At 72.8% G+C, this 21,415-nt stretch carries 14 protein-coding genes; 4 read left to right on the top strand and 10 right to left on the bottom strand.

Going from position 1 to position 21,415, the window contains the following annotated elements; genetic code table 11:
• Window positions 1-100 precede the first annotated feature (100 nt).
• Window positions 101-343 carry a mycoredoxin gene (locus ACZ4MF_RS16985; protein ID WP_071376557.1) on the top strand — a complete coding sequence of 81 codons (243 nt, stop codon included), beginning with the start codon at window positions 101-103 and terminating at the stop codon, window positions 341-343.
• A 48-nt stretch (window positions 344-391) separates the two neighbouring features.
• On the opposite strand, the gene ACZ4MF_RS16980 is transcribed toward ACZ4MF_RS16985, so the two are convergent.
• The 6 genes from ACZ4MF_RS16980 to ACZ4MF_RS16955 all read right to left on the bottom strand — a co-directional run bounded on the left by ACZ4MF_RS16980 (window position 392) and on the right by ACZ4MF_RS16955 (window position 11,208).
• Window positions 392-1,006: a class I SAM-dependent methyltransferase gene (locus ACZ4MF_RS16980; RefSeq protein ID WP_467492771.1), complete on the bottom strand. Its 615-nt coding sequence runs from the start codon at window positions 1,004-1,006 to the stop codon at window positions 392-394.
• Between the two features lie 12 nt (window positions 1,007-1,018).
• On the bottom strand, window positions 1,019-1,963 hold the full coding sequence (gene nudC / locus ACZ4MF_RS16975) for an NAD(+) diphosphatase (RefSeq protein ID WP_467492770.1): 945 nt from the start codon (window positions 1,961-1,963) through the stop codon (window positions 1,019-1,021).
• A 67-nt stretch (window positions 1,964-2,030) separates the two neighbouring features.
• On the bottom strand, window positions 2,031-3,434 hold the full coding sequence (locus ACZ4MF_RS16970; RefSeq protein ID WP_467492769.1) for a dipeptidase: 1,404 nt from the start codon (window positions 3,432-3,434) through the stop codon (window positions 2,031-2,033).
• A 47-nt stretch (window positions 3,435-3,481) separates the two neighbouring features.
• Window positions 3,482-7,078 carry an ATP-dependent DNA helicase gene (locus tag ACZ4MF_RS16965; RefSeq protein WP_467492768.1) on the bottom strand — a complete coding sequence of 1,199 codons (3,597 nt, stop codon included), beginning with the start codon at window positions 7,076-7,078 and terminating at the stop codon, window positions 3,482-3,484.
• A gap of 114 nt (window positions 7,079-7,192) precedes the next feature.
• Window positions 7,193-10,564: an ATP-dependent helicase gene (locus tag ACZ4MF_RS16960; RefSeq protein ID WP_467492767.1), complete on the bottom strand. Its 3,372-nt coding sequence runs from the start codon at window positions 10,562-10,564 to the stop codon at window positions 7,193-7,195.
• A 257-nt stretch (window positions 10,565-10,821) separates the two neighbouring features.
• Window positions 10,822-11,208: an MGMT family protein gene (locus tag ACZ4MF_RS16955; RefSeq protein WP_467492766.1), complete on the bottom strand. Its 387-nt coding sequence runs from the start codon at window positions 11,206-11,208 to the stop codon at window positions 10,822-10,824.
• A 185-nt stretch (window positions 11,209-11,393) separates the two neighbouring features.
• On the opposite strand from ACZ4MF_RS16955, the gene ACZ4MF_RS16950 reads away from it, so the two are divergent.
• The 3 genes from ACZ4MF_RS16950 to ACZ4MF_RS16940 all read left to right on the top strand — a co-directional run bounded on the left by ACZ4MF_RS16950 (window position 11,394) and on the right by ACZ4MF_RS16940 (window position 17,457).
• Entirely contained in the window at window positions 11,394-14,258 is a 2,865-nt protein-coding gene (locus ACZ4MF_RS16950) for a lysylphosphatidylglycerol synthase transmembrane domain-containing protein (RefSeq protein WP_467492765.1), read from the top strand.
• A gap of 73 nt (window positions 14,259-14,331) precedes the next feature.
• Complete coding sequence (locus tag ACZ4MF_RS16945; RefSeq protein ID WP_467492764.1) at window positions 14,332-15,876, top strand: alpha/beta hydrolase; 1,545 nt, start codon at window positions 14,332-14,334, stop codon at window positions 15,874-15,876.
• A gap of 132 nt (window positions 15,877-16,008) precedes the next feature.
• Complete coding sequence (locus ACZ4MF_RS16940) at window positions 16,009-17,457, top strand: alpha/beta fold hydrolase (RefSeq protein ID WP_467492763.1); 1,449 nt, start codon at window positions 16,009-16,011, stop codon at window positions 17,455-17,457.
• A 17-nt stretch (window positions 17,458-17,474) separates the two neighbouring features.
• On the opposite strand, the gene ACZ4MF_RS16935 is transcribed toward ACZ4MF_RS16940, so the two are convergent.
• The 4 genes from ACZ4MF_RS16935 to ACZ4MF_RS16920 all read right to left on the bottom strand — a co-directional run bounded on the left by ACZ4MF_RS16935 (window position 17,475) and on the right by ACZ4MF_RS16920 (window position 21,289).
• Window positions 17,475-18,134: an NADPH-dependent FMN reductase gene (locus ACZ4MF_RS16935; RefSeq protein WP_467492762.1), complete on the bottom strand. Its 660-nt coding sequence runs from the start codon at window positions 18,132-18,134 to the stop codon at window positions 17,475-17,477.
• Window positions 18,135-18,350: 216 nt separating this feature from the next.
• A complete protein-coding gene (gene moeZ, locus ACZ4MF_RS16930; RefSeq protein ID WP_071372914.1) occupies window positions 18,351-19,529 on the bottom strand; it encodes an adenylyltransferase/sulfurtransferase MoeZ in 1,179 nt (392 codons plus the stop codon).
• A gap of 63 nt (window positions 19,530-19,592) precedes the next feature.
• Window positions 19,593-20,342 (bottom strand): spherulation-specific family 4 protein, encoded by a 750-nt coding sequence (locus ACZ4MF_RS16925; RefSeq protein ID WP_467492761.1) that lies wholly within the window; start codon window positions 20,340-20,342, stop codon window positions 19,593-19,595.
• A complete protein-coding gene (locus ACZ4MF_RS16920; protein WP_356029036.1) occupies window positions 20,330-21,289 on the bottom strand; it encodes an NAD-dependent epimerase/dehydratase family protein in 960 nt (319 codons plus the stop codon). Before ACZ4MF_RS16920 ends, ACZ4MF_RS16925 begins: the two co-directional genes overlap by 13 nt.
• Window positions 21,290-21,415: the final 126 nt, after the last annotated feature.

Here is a 21,415-nt window from a genome sequence, read left to right as displayed (position 1 = left end):
CCGGGTGAGATGGGGCATACCCCGGGCGGGAATGGCGGGCCTTTCGCGTACGTTCTCCAGCGGACGACGTTTTCCGAGCTGCCTGAGGAGCGCGAGAGACATGCAGGGCACTGTGACGATGTACAGCACGACTTGGTGCGGCTACTGCCAGCGGCTGAAGAAGCAGCTGGAGCGGGAGGGCATCGCCTACACCGAGATCAACATCGAGCAGGACCCGGAGTCCGCGGCGTTCGTGGAGAAGGCGAACGGCGGCAACCAGACGGTCCCGACCGTGCTCTTCGGCGACGGCAGCACGCTGACGAACCCGTCGCTGGCCCAGGTGAAGCAGAAGATCGGCGCGTGAGGTTCCGCGGGTTTTCCGCGGTGGCCACGGCAGGGCGGCCTCTGAGAGTCAGGGGCCGCCCTGCCGCGTCTTGTCCCAGACCGCGATGTAGCGCCACAGCAGCCGGCGCCGGTAGCGGCAGCCGGGCAGCAGGCGGTGGGCGGCCGCGCGGACCTCGCTCCAGTGCATGCGCGGGTCTTCCATGGGCATCGCCGCCGGGCCGCGCTTGCCGCCGTGCACGCGCGCGCGGGCGAGGCTGGCGGGCAGTCCGCAGCCGCTGATCGCCCGGTCGAGCAGGGTCTCGTTGCGGGCCAGCCCGACGACGACGAGTCGGCCGCCGGGCGCGACCAGCCGGGTCAGGGCACCGATGGCGTCGTCGAACCGGGTGTGGTGCACGACCGCGACCGCGCTGACGAACGCGTAGGCGCCCTGGGGCAGGGCGGTGCTGTCCAGGTAGTCGGCCTGTACGAAGGTGACGTTCCCGGGCTGTCGGGCGCGGGCCTGCCGGATCATCTCCGGCGAGCGGTCCACGCCCGTCACCGTCCGGGCTCGGGTGGCGAGCTTGCGCGCCAGGAGGCCGTCTCCGCAGCCCACGTCCAGGGCCGTGCGGCAGCCGCCGGGGACGGCTGCCAGCACGGCCCGGTGGTAGTGGACGTTGTGGTTCCAGTACGGATCGCCGGCCACCGGGAGGCGGCCTCAGACGAAGCTGCGGGTCGGCAGTGGCTTGCCGTACCACATCTCGATGAGGCGGGCCGCGATGGAGATGCCGTAGGGCGGCATGACCTCGCCGGCCTCGAAGGCGTCGTGCAGTTCCTCGCGGGAGAACCAGCGGGCCTCGTGGATCTCGTCCCCGTCGACGTCGATGTCGATGGACGTGGCGCGGGCCATGAAGCCGAGCATCAGGCTGGAGGGGAAGGGCCAGGGCTGGCTGGCCACGTACTCCACGGAGCCGATGGTGACGCCCACTTCCTCGGACACCTCGCGGCACACCGCCTGCTCGATGGACTCGCCGGGCTCGACGAAGCCGGCGAGTGTGGAGAAGCGGCCCTCGGGCCAGTGGACCTGGCGGCCGAGCAGGATGCGGTCGTCCGCGTCGGTCACGGCCATGATCACGGCCGGGTCGGTGCGCGGGTAGTGCTCGGCGCCGCAGGCCTGGCAGCGGCGGATGTGGCCGGCGGCGGCGATCACCGTGCGCTCGCCGCAGCGGGAGCAGAAGCGGTGGGTGCGCTGCCAGTTCTCCAGGCCGACGGCGTGCACCATGAGTCCGGCGTCGCGCGGCGACAGGAGCAGGCCCGCCTCGCGCAGGCCGGCGGGGCGCGCCGCCTGGTCGATGCGGCCGGGCAGGGCGTCCTTCTGGAGTGCGAAGTAGCTGACGCCGTCCTCGTCGATGCCGAGGAAGTAGCGGTGGGCCTCGGTGAGCGGGGCCTCGAAGGACGGTGTCATGACGAGTTCGGTCCGGCCGTCCGGGGTCTCGTCGATGAGCACCTGGCCGCCGGAGACCACGAAGCAGCGGGTCGTGGGGTGGCTCCACGCCGCCGCGAGCCAGGCTTCGTCGAGCCGGTGGTGGGCGGCGCGGTCGATGCCGCTCGGGGCGGTCAGCGAGATGGGTCGGTCGGCTGTGTCGTCGGTCCAGGTGGTCACGGGTGCTTCCAACTCCCCCAGTACAGCGGTTCGTTCGGCGGGCGGTTCGGCGGGACGTACGGTGCGGTCAGGGCGTGGGTCGCCAGTTCTCGGCCAGGTCACCCCACAGGTAGGCGCTGGTCTCGACGCCCTTGAGGAGGAGGTCGAGCTCGACCTTCTCGTCGGGGGCGTGCCAGCCGTCGGAGGGGACGGAGATGCCCAGGAAGAGCACGGGGGCGCCGAGGACTTCCTGGAGGTCGGCAGCGGGCCCGGAGCCGCCCTCGCGTGTGAAGCGGACCGGTGTCTCGAAGGCGCGGCTCATGGCGCGCACCACGGATTGCAGGGCGGGGTGGTCGAGCGGGGTCAGGCACGGGCGCGTGGCCGAGCCGAAGTCGATCTCCCAGCGGATTCCGGCGGGCACCTGCTCGGCTGCCCAGGCGTGCACGACCTTCTCGATGTGCTCGGGCTCCTGGCCCGCGACCATCCGGAACGACAGCTTCACCATGGCCGCGGACGGAATGATCGTCTTGCTGCCCGGGCCCTGGTAGCCACCGCCGATGCCGTTGACCTCGGCCGTCGGGCGAGCCCAGATCCGCTCCAGGGTGGTGTGCCCGGCCTCGCCGTGGGTGGCGCGGGACCTGGCGGTGTGCAGCCAGCGCTCCTCGTCGAAGGGCAGCAGGGCGAACAGCTCGCGCTCGCGGTCGGTCAGCTCGACGACGCCGTCGTAGAAGCCGGGGATCGCCACGCGTGCGTGCTCGTCGTGCAGCGCGGCGACCAGGCGCGCGAGCGCGGTCGCCGGGTTGGGTACGGCGCCGCCGAAGGAGCCGGAGTGGATGTCCTGGTCGGGGCCGTACAGGCGGATCTCGCACTCGGCGAGGCCGCGCATGCCCGTGCACACGGTCGGGGTGTCCTCGGACCACATGCCGGTGTCGGAGACGATCACGGCGTCGGCGGTGAGCCGGCCGGCGCGCTGTTCCACCAGGGCCCGGAAGTGCGGGGAGCCGGACTCCTCCTCGCCCTCGATGAGCAGCTTCAGGTTGACCGCGGGGGCGGTGCGGCCGGTGGCGGCGAGGTGGGCGCGGACGCCGAGTGTGTGGAAGAACACCTGACCCTTGTCGTCGGCGGCACCGCGCGCGTAGAGCCGGTTTCCGCGGACGACCGGTTCGAAGGGGTCGCTGTCCCAGCCGTCCTCGCGGGCGGCGGGCTGCACGTCGTGGTGGCCGTAGACGAGCACGGTGGGGGCCTCTGGGTCGCCCGAGGGCCACTCGGCGAAGACGGCCGGGGCGCCGGGGGTCGGCCAGACCTCGACGGTCGGGAAGCCGGTCTCCCCGAGTTTCGCGGCGAGCCAGTCGGCGCTGCGCCGTACATCGGGCGCGTGGTGGGGCTGGGCCGACACGGAGGGGATGCGCAGCCATGCGGCGAGGTCGTCGAGGAAGGCGGCGCGGTGTTGCTCGATGTACGTGCGGACGGCGCTGTCCGGGGTCTGGCTCATGCTCACGAGCCTATCGGCCCGCACCGACATCCTCGGCGGGCGGTTCGTCACACTCGATCCGGCTCCCGGTCCGCCTCCCCCGCGGCCGTGCGGCCTGCTTCCTGGTCACCCGTGAGCAGCCGCTCCAGCGCGGCCCGGTCCGGCAGGCCCGCGGGGCGTACGACCTCGCCGCTGCGCACGTACAGGAAGGCGGCCGTGACCGCCTCGGGCGGCACGCCCTGCTGCTCGGCCCAGGCCAGCCGGTACACGGCGAGCTGGAGCGGGTCCGCCGCGCGGGTGCGGCTGGTCTTCCAGTCGACGATCTCGTACGTCGCCTCGTCGCCGTCGCCGTTCTTGTAGACGGCGTCGATCCGGCCGCGTACGACGCGGCCGGCCAGGGTGAACTGGAAGGGGGCCTCGACGCGGTACGGGGTGCGCCGGGCGTAGGCGCTGCGTTCGAAGGCCTCCTTCAGGGCCTGGAGGTCCTGTTCGTCGGCGATCTCGGCGTCGCTGCCGGGCAGCTCGTCCGGTTCGAGCAGGGGCAGTGTCAGCTCTTCGAAGCGGGCCTCGACCCAGGCGTGGAACCGGGTGCCCCGGCGCGCGGCCGGTTGCGGGGGGCGCGGCATGGGGCGCGCGAGCTCCTGCGCGAGCCCGTCAGGGTCCTCGGCCAGGAGCATCAGCTGGGACGCGGTCAGCGTGACGGGCAGGGGGACGTCCGTGACGGTCCGGCGGGCGCGCAGCAGCTCGCCGGTGAGGGCGTCCAGGTCACGGTCCCAGGAGGCGACGGCGCGGGCCTCCTCCGGGGTGAGGCGCGGGTGCGGCTCGGCGGGGCGGGGGTGGTGCGGCGGGGCGGGGGCCTGGTGGGGGACGGCGGGCCGGGCGGTGTCCCGGGTGCCCGGGCCGACGGGGTCGTCCGTGCCCTCCAGGGGTGCGGAATCCGGTGGGACGTCCGTGTCGTACGGCGGCTCCTCGTCGCCGAAGGGGTCCGCGTCGTAGTCGCCGAAGGGGGTCTCGTCGTAGTCGTGGGGGAGGTCCGCCTCGTGCTCGTCGTACGGCTCGTCCCCGTAGGGGTCCTCGTCCGGGGGCGTGGGCCACTGCGGGTCGTCGAAGGCGGCGGGGTCGTGGGCGGCCGACGGGCGGCCGGTGTCCCGGACGGTGAGGGCGTCCAGGTGGGCGAGGACGGTCTCGGCGGCCGCGCGGCGGCGGGTCAGGGCGGCGTCGTCCAGCGGCAGCGGCCACGCCTGGTCGGCACTCGCCGCGTGCAGGGCCGGGTTCTGCTCGTCCTCGGCGGGCTCGTCCGCCCACTGCTCGATCTCGCCGTGTCCGGCGGCGCAGTGGTCGTACAGGGCCTGGAGGAAGCCGGACGGGCCGCGCGGCTTCTTCTGGCTGGGGCCCCACCAGTGGCCGGAGCCGAGCAGGAGGGAGCGGGGGCGGGTGAAGGTGACGTAGCCGAGGCGGAGCTCCTCGGTGTGCTGGTGGTCTTTCATGGCCTCGTGGAAGGCCTTCATGCCGCGCGAGTCCCAGCTGTCCGCGTCGGGCAGGGTGTCGGCGTCGCCGCGCAGGGCGTGCGGCACCACCTTGGCCTGCGCCGTCCACTTCTCGCGCCCCTGTGCGCTCGGGAACGTGCCCTCGACCAGTCCCGGGACGGCCACGACGTCCCACTCCAGGCCCTTGGACTTGTGGGCGGTGAGCACCTTGACGGTGTTCTCGCCGCCGGGCAGGGCGTTGTCGAGGCCTTTCTCGTACTGCGCGGCGGTGCGCAGGAAGCCGAGGAAGGCGAGCAGGGTCGCCTCGCCGTCGCTCGCCGCGAAGGAGGCGGCGATGTCGAGGAAGTTGGACAGGGTCTCGCGGCGGCGGGCGGCCAGGGCGTGCGGTGACGCCGACAGCTCCACCTCCAGTCCGGTGACGGCGAGGACGCGGTGCAGGACGTCCATCAGCGGGTCGGACAGGGAGCGGCGCAGGTCGCGCAGCTCGGCCGCGAGGCGGGCGAAGCGCACGCGCGCGTCCGCGGAGAACGGCAGCGCGTCGTCGAGGCCGTCGTCGAAGGCGCCCTCCGCCGGCGTCTCCAGGAAGGTGTCGAGGGCGTCGGCGAGCGATATCACCTCGGACGGGTCGACCCCCTCGACGGCCGCGGCGAGCCGGCGGTCCGGGTCGTCGAAGTCGCCGACGCGCGCGTGGGCGACCAGCAGCCGGGCGCGTCGGCCCAGCAGGGCGAGGTCGCGGGGGCCGATGCGCCAGCGCGGGCCGGTCAGCAGGCGCACCAGGGAGGCGTTGGCGCCGGGGTCCTGGAGCACCTCGCAGACGGCGACGAGGTCGGCGACCTCGGGCAGGTGCAGCAGTCCGGACAGGCCGACGACCTCGACGGGGATGTCGCGGGCCACGAGCGCGCCCTGGATCTCGGCGAAGTCGGTCGCCGTACGGCACAGGACGGCGATCTCGCCGGGAGCGGTGTCCGTGCGCACGAGGTGGGCGATCGAGTCGGCGAGCCAGTCGATCTCCTCGGCATGGGTGCGCAGCAGGGCGCAGCGGACCGTGCCGTCGCGCTCCGCGCCGGGGGCGGGGCGCAGGGCCTCCACACCCGCGTGCAGGGCGCGCAGGGGCTCGGCGAGGCCGTTGGCGAGGTCGAGGAGGCGGCCGCCGCTGCGGCGGTTCTCGCTGAGCGCCTGCCGGGTCGCGGGGCGGCCGTCGGCCCGGGCGAAGTGCGCGGGGAAGTCGTCGAGGTTGGCGACGGAGGCGCCGCGCCAGCCGTAGATGGCCTGGCAGGGGTCGCCGACCGCGGTGACCGGGTGGCCGGTGCCGCCGCCGAACAGGCCCGCCAGCAGGACGCGCTGGGCCACGGAGGTGTCCTGGTACTCGTCCAGGAGCACCACGCGGAACTCCTCGCGCAGGAGGCGGCCCACCTCGGGCACGCGCGCGAGGCGGGCCGACAGGGCGATCTGGTCACCGAAGTCGAGCAGGTCGCGTGCGCGTTTGGCGGCCCGGTAGCGCTGCACGAGGTCGGCGAGTTCCCGGCGGGCGGCGGCGGTCTCGGGGACCTTGCGCAGGTCGGCGTTGGTGAGCTTGGCGCTGCGCAGGGTGTGCAGCAGGCCGGCGTCCCAGGCGCGCAGTTCCTCGGGGTCGACGAGGTGTTCGGCGAGTTCGGAGTCGAGGGCGAGCAGGTCGCTGACGAGGTCGGCGAAGGAGCGGGTCAGGGCGGGGTAGGGGCCGGGGGCCTCGCGCAGCACGCGCGCGGCGAGCTGGTAGCGGGTGGCGTCGGCGAGCAGCCGGGAGGCGGGCTCCAGGCCGATGCGCAGGCCGTGGTCGGTCAGCAGCCGGCCGGCGAAGGCGTGGTACGTCGAGATCACCGGCTCGCCCGGCGGGTTGTCCGGATCGATGACATCGGGGTCGGTGACGCCGGCCCTGACCAGTGCCTTGCGGACGCGTTCGGCAAGCTCGCCGGCGGCCTTGTTGGTGAAGGTCAGGCCGAGGACCTGTTCGGGGGCGACCTGTCCGGTGCCGACCAGCCAGACCACGCGCGCGGCCATCACGGTGGTCTTGCCCGACCCGGCTCCGGCCACGATCACCTGCGGGGCGGGCGGCGCGGTGATGCAGGCCGTCTGCTCCGGGGTGAACGGGATGCCGAGGAGCTCCTTGAGCTGTTCGGGATCGGTGATACGGGCGGGCATGTCGCAAAAGGCTAGCGGCGCCCACTGACAGTCGAGCGCGGATCAGCCCTGCGGGGCGAAAGAGACGCAGGTCAGCGCATGTGGTGCCGTCCGTCACTCCCGCCCTGGCCAAGCTCACTCGACCACGTGCCGCCCCTCGGGCCGGGCGCTGCACGAGGCGCGGAACGCGCAGTGCGTGCAGTGCTGGCCGGTGCTCGGTGCGAACCGCTCGTCGAGGACCTTTCCGGCGGCGGTGGCCAGCAGCTCGCCGACCCACTCCCCCGACAGCGGCTCCTGGCTCTGTGTCCTGGGCAGGCTGTCGCCGCCGTCGCGCTTGGCGGCGCCCTGCCTCAGGTGCACCAGTTCGGCGCCGCCCGGTTCGGGACGTACGCCGTCGAAGGCCTCGTCGACGGCGCCTTCGCGCACGGCGAGCTGGTAGACGGCGAGCTGGGGGTGGCGGGCCACCTCGGCGGCGCTGGGCGCCTGTTTGCCGGTCTTGAAGTCCACCACGTACGCGCGTCCCTCGCCGTCCGCCTCCACGCGGTCCATCTGGCCGCGGATGCGGACCTCGTAGTCGCCTGCTCGGAGGGTGACGTCGAAGTCCTGCTCGCTCGCCACAGGGATGCGGCCGGTGCGGTCCAGGACGTGCCAGTTCAGGAAGCGTTCGAGTGCCACGCGCGCGTTGTCCTTCTCCTGCCTCGACTTCCACGGCGCGTCGAAGGCGAGCGCGTTCCACACCGAGTCCAGGCGCTCCATGAGGACGTCGAGGTCGGCCGGGGTACGGCCGGAGGCGACCTCGTCGGCGAGGACGTGGACGACGTTCCCGAAGCCCTGGGCGGTGGTGGCGGGCGCGTCGGCCTTCACCTCGCGCCCCAGGAACCACTGGAGCGCGCAGGTGTTGGCGAGCTGGTCGAGGGCGCTGCCGGAGAGCACGACCGGCTGGTCGCGGTGGCGCAGCGGCAGCTTGCTCTCCGTCGGGTCGTACATGCCCCACCAGCGGTAGGGGTGCGCGGAGGGCACCAGGGGGCGGCTGTCCTCGTCGGCGAGGGCGGCGAGCCGGGCCAGGCGGCGGGCGGCGGCCTCCCGCAGCGGGGCGGACGCGCGCGGGTCGACGGTGGTGGCGCGCAGTTCGGCGACGAGCGCGGCGACGGACAGCGGGCGACGCGGCCGGCCGGTGACGTCCCGGGGCTCGACGCCGAGTTCGGCCAGGAACCGGGACGGCTGGTCGCCGTCGTCGGCCGGTGTCTTCACGGCGGTCACGACCAGACGCTCACGCGCACGCGTGGCGGCGACGTAGAACAGCCGGCGCTCCTCGGCGAGCAGGGCGCCCGGCGTCAGCGGTTCGGCGAGTCCGTCGCGGCCGATGCGGTCGGCCTCCAGGAGGGAGCCGCGGCGGCGCAGGTCGGGCCACAGGCCCTCCTGGACACCCGCGACGACGACCAGGCGCCACTCCAGGCCCTTGGCGCGGTGAGCGGTCATCAGGCGGACGGCGTCGGGGCGCACGGCGCGGCGCGCGAGCGTGTCGGCGGCGATGTCCTCGGCCTCGATCTCCTCCAGGAAGTTCAGCGTGCCACGTCCCCCGGTGCGCTCCTCCGCGCGCGCGGCGGTGGCGAACAGCGCGCACACGGCGTCCAGGTCGCGGTCGGCGTTGCGGCCGGCCGCTCCGCCGCGCCGGGCGGCCCGTTCCAGGCGGGCGGGCCAGGGCGTGCCCGCCCACAGGTCCCACAGCGCCTCCTCGGCCGTACCGCCGCCCGCGAGGCGCTCGCGGGCCTTGCGCAGCAGCGCGCCGAGGCGCTGCGCCCCGCGCGCGTACGCCGGGTCGTGCACGGCCAGGCGTTCGGGCTCGGCGAGTGCCCGCGCGAGAAGTTCGTCGGACGGCGGCGGGAGCGCGTTGCCGGCCGCGCGCTCCTCCTCGCGCAGCGCGCGCCCGAGCCGGCGCAGATCGGCCGCGTCCATGCCGGCGAGGGGGGAGGTGAGCAGGGTGAGAGCGGTTTCGGTGTCGAGCCAGGAGGTGTCCGCGGCCGGCGTACCCATGTCCTCGCCGCCTTCGACGCCTTCGGTGGCGGCGTCTGGGGCGGCTTCTTCGATGACTTCTCCGGTGGCCTCGCGGCGGCCGGCCTCCGCCGTGGCCACCGCGCGCAGAGCCGTCAGCAGGGGTGACACCGCCGGCTCGTGCCGCAGGGGCAGATCGTCGCCGTCGATGTCCAGCGGTACGCCGGCCGCGGTCAGGGCGCGGCGGAGCGTCGGGAGGCGGGATCCGGCCCGTACGAGGACGGCCATGTCGCTCCAGCGGACGCCGTCCTCCAGGTGCGCGCGGCGCAGGACGTCCGCGATGTTGTCCATTTCTGTACCGGCCGTGGGGTACGTGTAGACCTCGACGCGGCCCCCGTCCCGTACGGCGGCCGGTTCGCGGTGGGCGCGCACCTTGTCGGCGGCCAGCCGGGTCAGCGGCATGCGCTGGGTGATCAGACGGGTGGCGGCCAGCAGTGCGGCGCCGAAGCGGCGGGAGGTGCGCAGCACCTCGACGGGGGCGGGGCGGCCGTCCACGCGCGCGAAGGCCGCCGGGAAGTCGAGGATGCCGTTCACGTCGGCACCCCGGAAGGCGTAGATCGACTGGTCGGGGTCGCCGAAGGCGACCAGGGTGCGTCCGCCGCCGGCCAGGGCGTGCAGGAGCCGTACCTGGGCGGGGTCGGTGTCCTGGTACTCGTCCACGTACACGGCGTCGTACCGGGCGGCGAGTCGCGTGGCGTTCTCGGGGCGCCCGGCGAGCAGGACCGCGCGGTGGACCAGTTCTGCGTAGTCGATCACGCCCTGCATGTCGAGCACGTCCAGGTACTCGGCGAGGAACGCGGCCGCCGCGCGCCAGTCGGGGCGGCCGATACGGCGGGCGAAGGCGTCCAGGGCGTCGGGGCCGAGGCCCAGCTCACGGCTGCGGGCGAGGACGGCGCGGACCTCGTCGGCGAAGCCGCGCGTGGTCAGGCAGGCGCGCAGTTCGTCGGGCCAGCGCACGTGCGTGAGCCCGAGCCGCTCCAGGTCGGGCTGTCCGGCGAGCAGCTCCCGCACGGCGACGTCCTGCTCGGGGCCGGAGAGCAGGCGCAGCGGCTCGGCGAACAGCTCGCTGTCCTGGTGGCCGCGCACCAGGGCGTAGCAGTACGAGTGGAACGTGGTGGCCCGGGGCGCGCGGGCGGCGCCCATGCGCAGGGCCATGCGGTCGCGCAGCTCGACGGCGGCCTTGCGGCTGAACGTCAGCACCAGGATGCGTTCCGGGTCGGCGCCGCGGGCGATCCGCGCGGCGACGGACTCGACCAGTGTGGTGGTCTTGCCGGTGCCTGGGCCGGCGAGGACGAGCAGCGGTCCGCAGCGGTGGTCAACCACGGCACGCTGTGTCGCGTCCAGACGAGGGGGATCCGCAGCGGCGGGAGGGGTACGGACCAGCCGGTAAGCGCCACGGCTCCCCTGCCGCACCTGGGGGTGCGGCAGGCGTCCGGTGGAGGAAGAGGAGCTCACGTGGCTGGCCGGTCCTGGTGGTCGTGCTGATGGGCGGGCGGTCACGCGCGCGAGGCGGCGACCACGGTGTGCGGGGGACGGGTGCAGCCGACGCTACGCCGCCGCTCCGGACGGAAGCAGGGCTTCCGCTTCATCCCTCGCGGCGCTCGCGCCACGCGCGTCCCACACCTCACGAACGTACGTCATGCCACGGACGTCCCCCTGTCCCCCGTACGGGCCACAGGCTCTCCCCTGGAGCAATCCGATGGCGGAAGCTGTCAGGTGTGACCCTCAGCGCCCGCCCCGCCGTCCCACCGGGCCCGCCGCATGTCGAGCCGCGGCAGATGTCCCTCGGTGCTTCTGCCCGCCTCTCTCAGCGGCGTGCCCTCCGCGCGGTAGTGGCCGAGGGCACGCAGCTCGTGTCCCGGCAGCAGCACGCCGTCGGCACGGACGACCCGCCACCACGGCACCACGCCTCCGTAGAGGGACATCACCCGGCCGACCTGGCGCGGTCCCCCCTCCTCGAGCCACTCGGCGACATCGCCGTACGTCATCACGCGGCCCGGCGGGATCCGCTCGGCGACCTCGAGGACCCGCTCGGCGTACTCCGGCAGTGCGTCCGCGTACCCCTCGCGGGTGTCCTCGGCAGGGCTCTGCTCGCTCATTCGCCCCATCCTGCCGCACTCCACCGACAGCGCGGCGCGGACGGCGGGATCGGCCCTCTCGCCCCTGGACGGCGCTTCGGGCAGACTGTGCGCCCGCGCATCCGCACCCTGATGCCCCCGCGGGTCGGTGGGGCATGCCACCATCGTGCGGGCGGTGACCGGTGATACGAGACCAAGAAGAGACCATGAAACAGCAGGGCGTGCACCCCGAAGGCGGGGCGGGCACCCCTGACGCCGCCGCGCGCCCAGGCGCCGCCGGCGCGGGCAAGAGCGACGGCACGCACCAGGAAGACACCGGTCCACACACGGACGACGCCACGCGTGCGCGTGGGAATGACGCCGCGGCCCGAAAGGGCGACGGCACGCAGGCGCGCGGAGACGACCATCACGACAGCGAGGGGGCGCACGTCCTGGAGAACACGCCCCCCGACCACGGTCCGGGCGCCGACGGCGAACAGCACGCCGGCGAGGTGGAGGGTGACGAACCGCTGCTCCCCGCGCGCGTGCACCGCCCGTCCGATCTCATGCGGCTTCTGGTCGGCGTGCTGGCCATCGCTGTGCTGCTCGCGATCGCCGCGTTCGCGCACGGCACCACCTCGGGCCTCGAACAGGACATCAACAAGGGCACCGGGCAGGCCCCCGACCTGCTGATCAGGTTCGCGGGGCTGGCGTCCAGCATCGCGATCCTGCTGGTCCCGGTCGCCTTCGCGATCGAGCGGCTGATCAAACGCGACGGACTGCGCATCGCCGACGGCGTCCTCGCCGCCGTCCTCGCCCACGGAGTGACCCTCGCGACCGACCTGTGGGTCGCGAGAGGCGCCCCGGACTCGATCCAGGAGGCGCTCACCCAGCCCTCGCCGGGCGATCTGCACGCCCTGACCGACCCCGTGCACGGCTATCTGGCACCCGTCATCGCCTACATGACGGCCGTCGGGATGTCCCGCAGACCCCGATGGCGCTCGGTGCTGTGGATCGTCCTGCTGCTCGACGCGTTCTCGATGCTGGTCACCGGCTACACGACCCCGTTCTCGATCATCCTGACGGTGCTGATCGGCTGGACCGTCGCCTACGGCACGCTCTACGCGGTCGGCTCCCCCAACGTCCGCCCCACCGGCCAGACCCTGATGGCGGGCCTGAGGCACGTCGGCTTCCACCCCGTCGCCGCGGCCCGCGAGGAGGCCGTGGAGAGCGAGAACGGCGACCGCGGCCGGCGCTACTTCGTCACCCTGGAGGACGGCCCGCCGCTGGACGTCACGGTCGTCGACCGGGAACAGCAGGCACAGGGCTTCTTCTACCGGGTGTGGCGCAATCTGACCCTGCGCGGTTTCGCCACCCGTTCCAGCCTCCAGTCACTGCGGCAGGCGCTGGAGCAGGAGGCCCTGCTGGCGTACGCGGCGATCGCGGCCGGCGCCAACGCGCCCAAGCTGATCGCCACCTCCGAACTCGGCCCCGACGCCGTCATGCTCGTCTACGAGCACACCGGCGGGCGCACACTCGACTCGCTGACCGACGCGGAGATCACCGACGACCTGCTGCGCCACACCTGGCACCAGGTGCAGGCGCTGCAGTCCCGGCGCATCGCGCACCGCAGGCTCGCAGGTGACGCGGTTCTGGTGGATCGTTCCGGCACGGTGATCCTCACCGAACTGCGCGGCGGCGAGATCGCGGCCGGCGAACTGCTCCTGCGCATGGACGTGGCCCAGCTGGTCACCACCCTCGCTCTGCGGGTGGGCGCCGAGCGAGCGGTGGCCTCGGCGGTCGGGGTGCTCGGCCCGGACGCGGTCGCCGACTGTCTGCCCCTGCTCCAGCCGATCGCCCTGACACGCTCCACGCGCGCGACGCTGCGCAAACTGGCCCGGGAGCGCGCCCAGCGCGAGCGCGACGCCGTGCTGGAGGCATCCCGGCAGACCAGGCCGACCCGGCCGGAGGAAGCCGGGGAAGACGGCACCAAGGCCCTCGAAAAGGCCGACAAGAAGGCCGCACGCGCGCAGGCACGGGCCGAGAAGCGGGCCATCGACGAGGCGCTCGAAGAAGCGCGTGAAGAGGATCTGCTCACGCAGATCCGTCACGAGGTGCTGCGGATCAGGCCGCAGGCACCGGTGGAGCCGGCCCGGCTGGAGCGGGTGCGGCCGCGCACCCTGATCAGTTTCATCGCGGGCGCCATCGGCGCGTACTTCCTGCTGACGCAGCTCACACACATCGAGTTCGGGCCGCTCGTCGCAGGCGCCCAGTGGGGCTGGGTCGCGGCGGCCGTGCTGTTCGCGGCGCTCAGTTACGTCGCGGCGGCGATGCAGTTGCTCGGGTTCGTGCCGGAGCGGGTGCCCTTCCTGCGGGCCGTGGCGGCCCAGGTGGCCGGCTCCTTCGTGAAGATCGTGGCACCGGCGGCGGTCGGCGGTGTTGCCCTCAACACGCGGTATCTCCAGCGCGCGGGGATCCGGCCGGGGCTCGCGGTGGCGAGCGTGGGCGCGTCGCAGCTGGCCGGGCTCGGCGCTCACATCCTGATGCTGCTGTCCTTCGGCTATCTCACCGGCACCGAGAAGACGCCGTCCCTGTCGCCGTCCCGCACGGTCATCGCGGGGCTGCTGACGGTCGCGGTGCTGGTACTGGTGGTGACGTCGGTGCCGTTCCTGCGGAAATTCGTCGTCACGCGCGTGAGGTCGCTGTTCGCGGGCGTCGTGCCCCGCATGCTCGACGTGCTCCAGCGGCCGCAGAAGCTGATCACCGGCATCGGCGGCATCCTGCTGCTGACGTTCTGCTTCGTGATGTGCCTGGACGCCTCCATCCGGGCGTTCGGCGGCAGTACGGCCTCGCTCAGCATCGCCAGCGTCGCCGTGGTCTTCCTCGCAGGCAACGCGCTCGGTTCCGCCGCGCCCACTCCGGGCGGTGTGGGCGCCGTGGAGGCGACCCTCACGGTCGGTCTGATCGCCGTCGGACTGCCCAAGGAGGTCGCCGCCCCGGCGGTCCTGCTGTACCGCCTGCTGACGCTGTGGCTGCCGGTGCTGCCGGGCTGGCTGGCGTTCAACCACCTGAGCCGCAAGGGCGCCTTGTAAGGGAGCGGGGTGCGGGTACCTCGTACGGCCCGCGTCCCGCGCGCGTGGGCGTACCCGCCCCCAGGATGGTTACATGGCGAACCCCTCCCGGCTGCGCTGCGCCGCCCTGACCACCACCGCCGTGTTGCTGGCCGCATCGCTGGCAGGATGCGGCGACGGCGCCGAGGACGGGGATCTCACGGCGCAGAAGCTGCACTGGAAGGACTGCCCGGCTCCGTCCGAGGCCGAGGGCGGCGGCAGCGCCCCGTCCCCGCTGCCGAACGGCGCCGCATGGCAGTGCGCCACCATGCGGGCGCCCCTTGACTGGGGCAAGCCGAAGGGCGACACGATCAGCATCGCCCTGATCCGCGCCAGGGCGACCGGCCCGGAGAGCAAGCGGATCGGCTCGCTCGTGTTCAACTTCGGCGGACCCGGCGGCAGCGGGGTCAGCACGCTGCCCGCGTTCGGCTCGGACTACGACGTCCTGCGCACCCGCTACGACCTGGTGAGCTTCGACCCGCGCGGGGTCGGCCGCAGCGCGCCGGTGAAGTGCGAGAGCAACGCCCAGCTGGACGTGTTCTTCCAGCAGGACTCGACGCCCGACAACAGCGCCGAGCGCGCCCAGTTGGTGAACCGCACCAAGCAGTTCAACGCGGCCTGCGAGAAGAACTCCAGGAAGGTCCTGCCGCACGTGGCGACCACGGACGCGGCCCGCGACATGGACCTGATGCGCCAGGTCCTGGGCGACGACAAGCTGCACTACTTCGGCATCTCCTACGGCACCGAACTCGGCGGCGTGTACGCCCACTTGTTCCCCAGGAACGTCGGCCGGGCCGTCTTCGACGGCGTCGTCGACCCCACACAGAACCCCGAACAGAGCGCGCTCGGACAGGCCGAGGGCTTCCAGCTCGCGCTCGACAACTTCGCCGAGGACTGCACGTCGAAGAGCACGCAGTGCCCGATCGGCGACACCCCGGAGGACGTGAAGAACCGCATCGCGAAACTCCTCAACGACCTGGAGAAGAGGCCGATCTCCGGCGACCCGCCGCGCCGGCTCACCCAGACCGCCGCGACGAACGGCATCGCACAGTCCCTGTACTCCAAGGACTTCTGGGAGTACCTGACCGAGGGGCTGGAGGCGGCCTACGAGGGCGACGGCCGGATCCTCATGCTGCTGTCCGACTCGATGAACGGCCGCAGTGAGAACGGCGAGTACAGCAACATCACCGCGGCCAACACCGCGATCAACTGCGCCGACGAGAGGCCGCGGTACAGCGCGGACTTCGTCCAGCAGAGGCTGCCCGAATTCCGCGCCGCCTCCCCGCTGTTCGGGGACTTCCTGGCCTGGGGCATGATCAGCTGCACCGACTGGGCCGTGCCCGGCGCCGCCGACCATCCCGACGTCAGCGCGCACGGGTCGGCGCCCATCCTCGTCGTCGGCAACACCGGCGACCCGGCCACCCCGTACGAGGGCGCGAGGAAGATGGCCGAGGCGCTCGGCAGTGGCGTCGCCGTCGAGCTGACGTACAAGGGCCAGGGGCACGGCGCGTACGACAGCAAGGACAAGTGTGTGCAGAGCAAGGTGAACGACTACCTGCTGAACGGCACGGTGCCGAACGCCGGGGCGGTCTGCTCCTGAGACACCCTCAGCCACCCAAAACTGCAGGTCAAAGGGTTATCCACAGGCCGAAACGCGTTCGGCTCGGGGCGCCTACCATGGCCTGAACACCCGGCGCGGCACGACGCGTCGGACCTGTGAGGGGGGGTGCGCATGAGGCGATTCCTGCGCTGGACGGCCGTCGCGGCCGCGGTGCTGCTGGTGGCCGGCTGCGGGTCCGGCGGGGGCGGACACGCGGACGAGGGCAAGGGGGCGGACGCGGCTTCCCCGTCGGCGTCGGGTGACGCGGCATCGGGGTCCACACCTCCGGAGCCGAAGCTGCCGCCCTCCCTCACCTCCCAGCATCTCGACTGGCGCCGCTGCAAGGCCTCCGGGGGCTTAGCGGCACCCGGCGACGAGTGGCGGTGCGCGACGCTCAAGGTGCCGCTGGACTGGTCCGAGCAGGACGGGGCGACGATCGGCCTCTCACTGATCCGCGCCAAGGCGACCGGCGGCGACCGTATCGGCTCGCCGCTGTTCGACTTCGGCGGGCCGGGCGGCTCGGGAGCGCAGACGATGCCCTCCTGCGCCGCCACCGTCTCCGCCCTGCGCGAGCACGACGACCTGGTGAGCTGGGACCGGCGCGGTGTCGGCGCCGGCGAGGGTGTCCGCTGCCGTGACGACCGGCGGATCACGGCCGCCGAGTTCGTGGACGCCACGCCCGACACCCCACGGGAGGAACTGGCGTACCTCCAGGACGCCGCCGACTTCGCCAAGGGCTGCCGGAAGGCGGCCGGCCCGCTGCTGGCCCACGTATCCTCCACCGACGCCGCCCGCGACATGGACCTGATGCGCCAGGTCCTGGGCGACGACAAGCTGCACTGCTTCGGCATCTCCCACGGCACCGAACTCGGCGGCGTGTACGCCCACTTGTTCCCGCGGCGAGTGGGGCGGCTGATCCTCGACACGGTGGTCGACCCGACCGCGGACGCGGTGGGTCACGCCGAGAACCAGGCCCGCGGATTCCAGCGGGCACTGGACGACTACCTGAAGTCCACCGGGCAGGATCCCGCACAGGGCTCCCGGAAGATCGCCGCCCCGCAGAAGCGGATCGACGCGAAGCCGCTGCCGACGTCCTCCGGTCAAAAGCTGACCCAGACGCTCGCGACCACCGGCATCATCGTGCCGCTGTACAGCGAGGCCGGCCGGCCGAGGCTGACCGGCGCGCTCGACGCGGCGCAGCGGGGCGACGGTTCACCACTGCCGGCGCTCGCGGACAGCTACAACGAGCGGGTCTCGTCGGGGCACTACGGCACCACGACCCAGTCCCAGCGGGTCATATCGTGCCTGGACGAGAACGAGCGCCCGACGTTCGCCGAGACGAAGGGCAGACTGGCGCGCTTCGAGCGGATCTCGCCGGTGTTCGGGGACTTCCTGGGCTGGGACACGGCGGGCTGGTGCCATGCCTGGCCGGTACCGGGCCAGTTCACCACCCCGCAGGTCAGCGCCCCGGGTGCGGCACCGATCCTGCTGGTCGGCAACGGCAGCGACTGCGTCGACCCGACGGTGAACGCCTACCTATTGAAAGGAACGGTGCCGATGGACGGGACGGTCTGCTCCTGACGTTTCCGGTTGCTCCGTCACTTCTCGGCCCGCTGGGTGATGGCCGCCTCGGTACGGTCTCCCAGGAACTCGTACCAACGACGTTCGAGGCAGACGTAGCGCACGTCCGCTTCGACGAGGCTGAGGAAACCCGACACCGTCTCGGTGAGGCGTTGTTGCAGCCCCGGGTCGGCCAGCGTTCCGTCTTCGGCGAAGGCCTGGTAGCTGTCGGCCAGGCTGAACATGTCCGGGTAGACGCGGGTGCCCAGGTGCTCCAGCGGAACCCTCAGGGCCCACAGCCCGCGGTTGCCGCCGACCAGCGACGGCGAGGCGGAGACGAGCAGCGCGTGCTTGGTCTTGAACGGCTGCGGCCGGACACGCGAGACCCAGTCGATCGCGTTCTTCAGCACTCCCGGCACGGACGCGTTGTACTCCGGCGAGGAGATGACGAAGGCGTCGCTCTGTTCGAGCCGGTCGCGCAGGGCGAGGGCGCCGTGGGGCAGCCCCTCACCGGCCTCCGTGTCGCCGTCGTACAGGGGCATGTCGAAGTCGCGCATGGTGGCGAGGTCGACGGCGGCACCGGTGTCGGAGATCAGCCGGGCCACGAGAGAGGCGAGGCGGGCGTTGGTCGAATCGCCCCGCAGAGCCGCGCCGAAGACCAGGAAGCGCAGCGGGCCGGGAAGCGTGTCCGTGGGCATGGGTCCGTCCTTCCGTCGCGGGCAAGCGCCTCCAGGCGAGCGCCCCACCGACCAGTGTGGTTCCCCGGCCGACGTCACGCGACAGGGCCGCGAACCGACGGGCCCGAGCCGGCCGGGACGATGGCCGACGCCGACCGGCAACGACGGAAGCCCACGGCATCCGATCCGGTCAGAGCCGTGGGCTTCGTCCGTCCCACCGGTCAGCGGGGCTGTCGGTCAGTAGACCGGCTTGTTCGGTTCGATCTGGTTGACCCAGCCGATGACGCCGCCGCCCACGTGGACGGCGTCGGCGAAGCCCGCGGACTTCAGGACGGCGAGAACTTCCGCACTGCGGACACCCGTCTTGCAGTGCAGGACGATCTTCTTGTCCTGCGGGAGATCCTGCAGAGCGGCGCCCATGAGGAACTCGTTCTTGGGGATCAGCTTGGCGCCAGGGATGGAGACGATCTCGTACTCGTTCGGCTCGCGGACGTCGATGATCTCGATGTTCTCGCCGTCGTCGATCCACTCCTTGAGCTGCTTCGGAGTGATCGTCGAGCCGGCGGCCGCCTCCTGGGCCTCCTCGGACACGACGCCGCAGAAGGCCTCGTAGTCGATGAGCTCGGTGACGGTCGGGTTTTCGCCGCAGACCGCGCAGTTCGGGTCCTTGCGAACCTTGACCTGACGGTACGTCATCTCCAGGGCGTCGTAGATCATCAGGCGGCCGACCAGGGGCTCGCCGATGCCCGCGAGCAGCTTGATGGCCTCGTTGACCTGGATGGAGCCGATGGACGCGCACAGCACGCCCAGGACGCCGCCCTCGGCACAGGAGGGGACCATGCCGGGGGGCGGGGGCTCCGGGTAGAGGCAGCGGTAGCAGGGGCCGTGCTCGGACCAGAAGACGGAGGCCTGACCGTCGAAGCGGTAGATCGAGCCCCACACGTACGGCTTGTTCAGCAGCACGCACGCGTCGTTGACGAGGTAGCGGGTCGCGAAGTTGTCCGTGCCGTCGACGATCAGGTCGTACTGGCTGAAGATGTCCATCACGTTCTCGGCTTCGAGCCGCTCTTCGTGAAGGATCACGTTCACGTACGGGTTGATGCCCTTGACGCTGTCACGGGCGGACTCGGCCTTGGAGCGGCCGATGTCGGACTGGCTGTGGATGATCTGGCGCTGCAGGTTCGACTCGTCGACCTCGTCGAACTCCACGATGCCCAGGGTGCCCACACCCGCGGCGGCCAGGTACATCAGCGCGGGCGAGCCCAGGCCGCCGGCGCCGACACACAGCACCTTGGCGTTCTTCAGCCGCTTCTGCCCGTCCATGCCCACGTCGGGGATGATCAGGTGGCGGGAGTACCGGCGGACCTCGTCTACGGTGAGCTCAGCGGCTGGCTCAACCAGGGGTGGCAACGACACGGGGACTCCGTTGGTCGGTCAAACAGTACGGTTGTTCTTCCCGTAACACTGCCACGGCCTTTTTCATTCCGAGACACCTGTTCCGATACGCGAGACGATGTCGTCCCAGTAGCCGGGCATCGCCTCCCACGGATCGCTGCGGCCGCCGCGGTCCGTGCGGTCGGTGAAGTAGATCGTCGCGGCCCCCTGCCAGCGGGCGATGCGCAGCGCCTCGTCCAGGTGGCCCAGGGGGACGCTGTGCACGAAGTGGCAGAAGCGGTCCGGCGGATAGTCGGCGGTCCACTCGGCGACCTGCGACCAGCGGTAGTCGGACCAGGGGCCGGAGAAGGTCACCAACTGGTCGGCGTTCTCCGCGTAGCCGGGGTAGGGGTGGCGGCGGTGACCGAGGACGATGTGGGCGGTGTCACTGATCGCCCGCAGCGTGGTGACCGCCCGTCGGACCTCGGGGAGCGCCACGCGCTCGCTGGGGCAGCGGTCGAGCAGGAAGCCGTCGACGCGGTACCAGTCGAGGTGGCGGTGCGCGTCGCCGAGCACGTCGGCGAACGAACGGGCGCCATAGGTGAGGTCCAGATGGCCGAGGACACGGACCCCGGCGCCCCGGAGTCGGCCCGCGGCTTCCAGACAGTGCGGGTCGGGGCGGGTGCCCGGCCCCGCGGACACGTTGAGGACCACCCAGTCCAGCGGGATGCCCGGCCGGGCGAGCTCGGCCCACTGGGCGGGAGCGACGAGCGGATGGGCGTACCCCGGCACGCCGAGGGCGGTGCGCACGCCTGTGCTCGCGGCGCCCGCCGCGGCCGTGGTCAGATGCGGCATGCCGCCTCCATCCAGATGTCGGCCAGGGATTCTTCGAGATTGATGCGGGGGCGCCAGCCGAGCCGGTCCCGCGCGGTGCGCACGTCGGCCTGCTGCCAGCTGCCGCAGCCGTCCGGATACGGGTAGGCGACCGGAGCCGCGTGGTCGGAGTCGGCACGGGGATGGCCGATGGGACCGCGCAACGGGCCGGGCGGGGCGTCGAGTTCGTGCAGCGCACCGCCGTACCCGGCGACCCGGGCGAGGACCCCGGCGGCGTCGCGGAGGCGGATGGCGCGCCCGGAGCCGATGTTGATGACGCCCTGCGCCGCGGAGAGCGAGGCGGCGTGCACGGCGCGCGCGACGTCGCGTACGTCGACGAAGTCGCGCTGGACGCCGAGCCCGCCGAGTTTGAGTTCGCCGTCTCCGGACTGCATGGCGCGGCGCATGGCCTCGGCGAGCCGGCCCAGCGGGGAGCCGGCCGGGGTGCCGGGGCCGGCCGGGGAGAAGACGCGCAGTACGACGGCGTCCAGGCCCGAGCCGAGGACCAGTTCGGTCGCGGCGAGCTTGCTGACGCCGTACGGGCCGCCGGGGCGGGGCACGGCGTCCTCGGCCGTGGAGGAGCCGGGCTGGCTGGGGCCGTACTCCGAGCCGCAGCCGATCTGCACCAGCCGGGCGCCGCACCCGCTGCGGCGCAGGGCCTCGCAGACGGTGGCGACGGCGACGGTGTTGTGCCGGGTGAGTTCGCGGGCGCCGCCGCGGGTGGCGCCGGCGCAGTTGACGACGACACCGGGGTGGACCGCGTCGAGGAAGCGGGTGAGCGCGCCCGGGCTGCCGGTGGCGAGGTCGAAGCGGACGTCGGCGTCGTCGCCGCGGCCGAGCGCGGTGAGCTGGACGGCCGGGTCGGCGAGCAGGCGGTCGGCGACGAAGCGGCCGATGTAGCCGTTGGCTCCGATCAGCAGGACCCTCATCGGGCGCCTCCCGGGGTGTGCGCGCCGGTGGTACCGGCCGTGGCGATGGCACCGGTCGCCGCGGGTGCTCCGGCGGTTCCGGGGGCCCCAGACGCTCCGGACGCTCCGGGTCGGGAGGTGGTCATC

It is taken from the genome of Streptomyces sp. NPDC025793 (assembly GCF_055558375.1).
The sequence above is the reverse complement of the archived record's forward strand: the minus strand, read 5'-3'. Positions and strand labels throughout refer to the sequence as shown.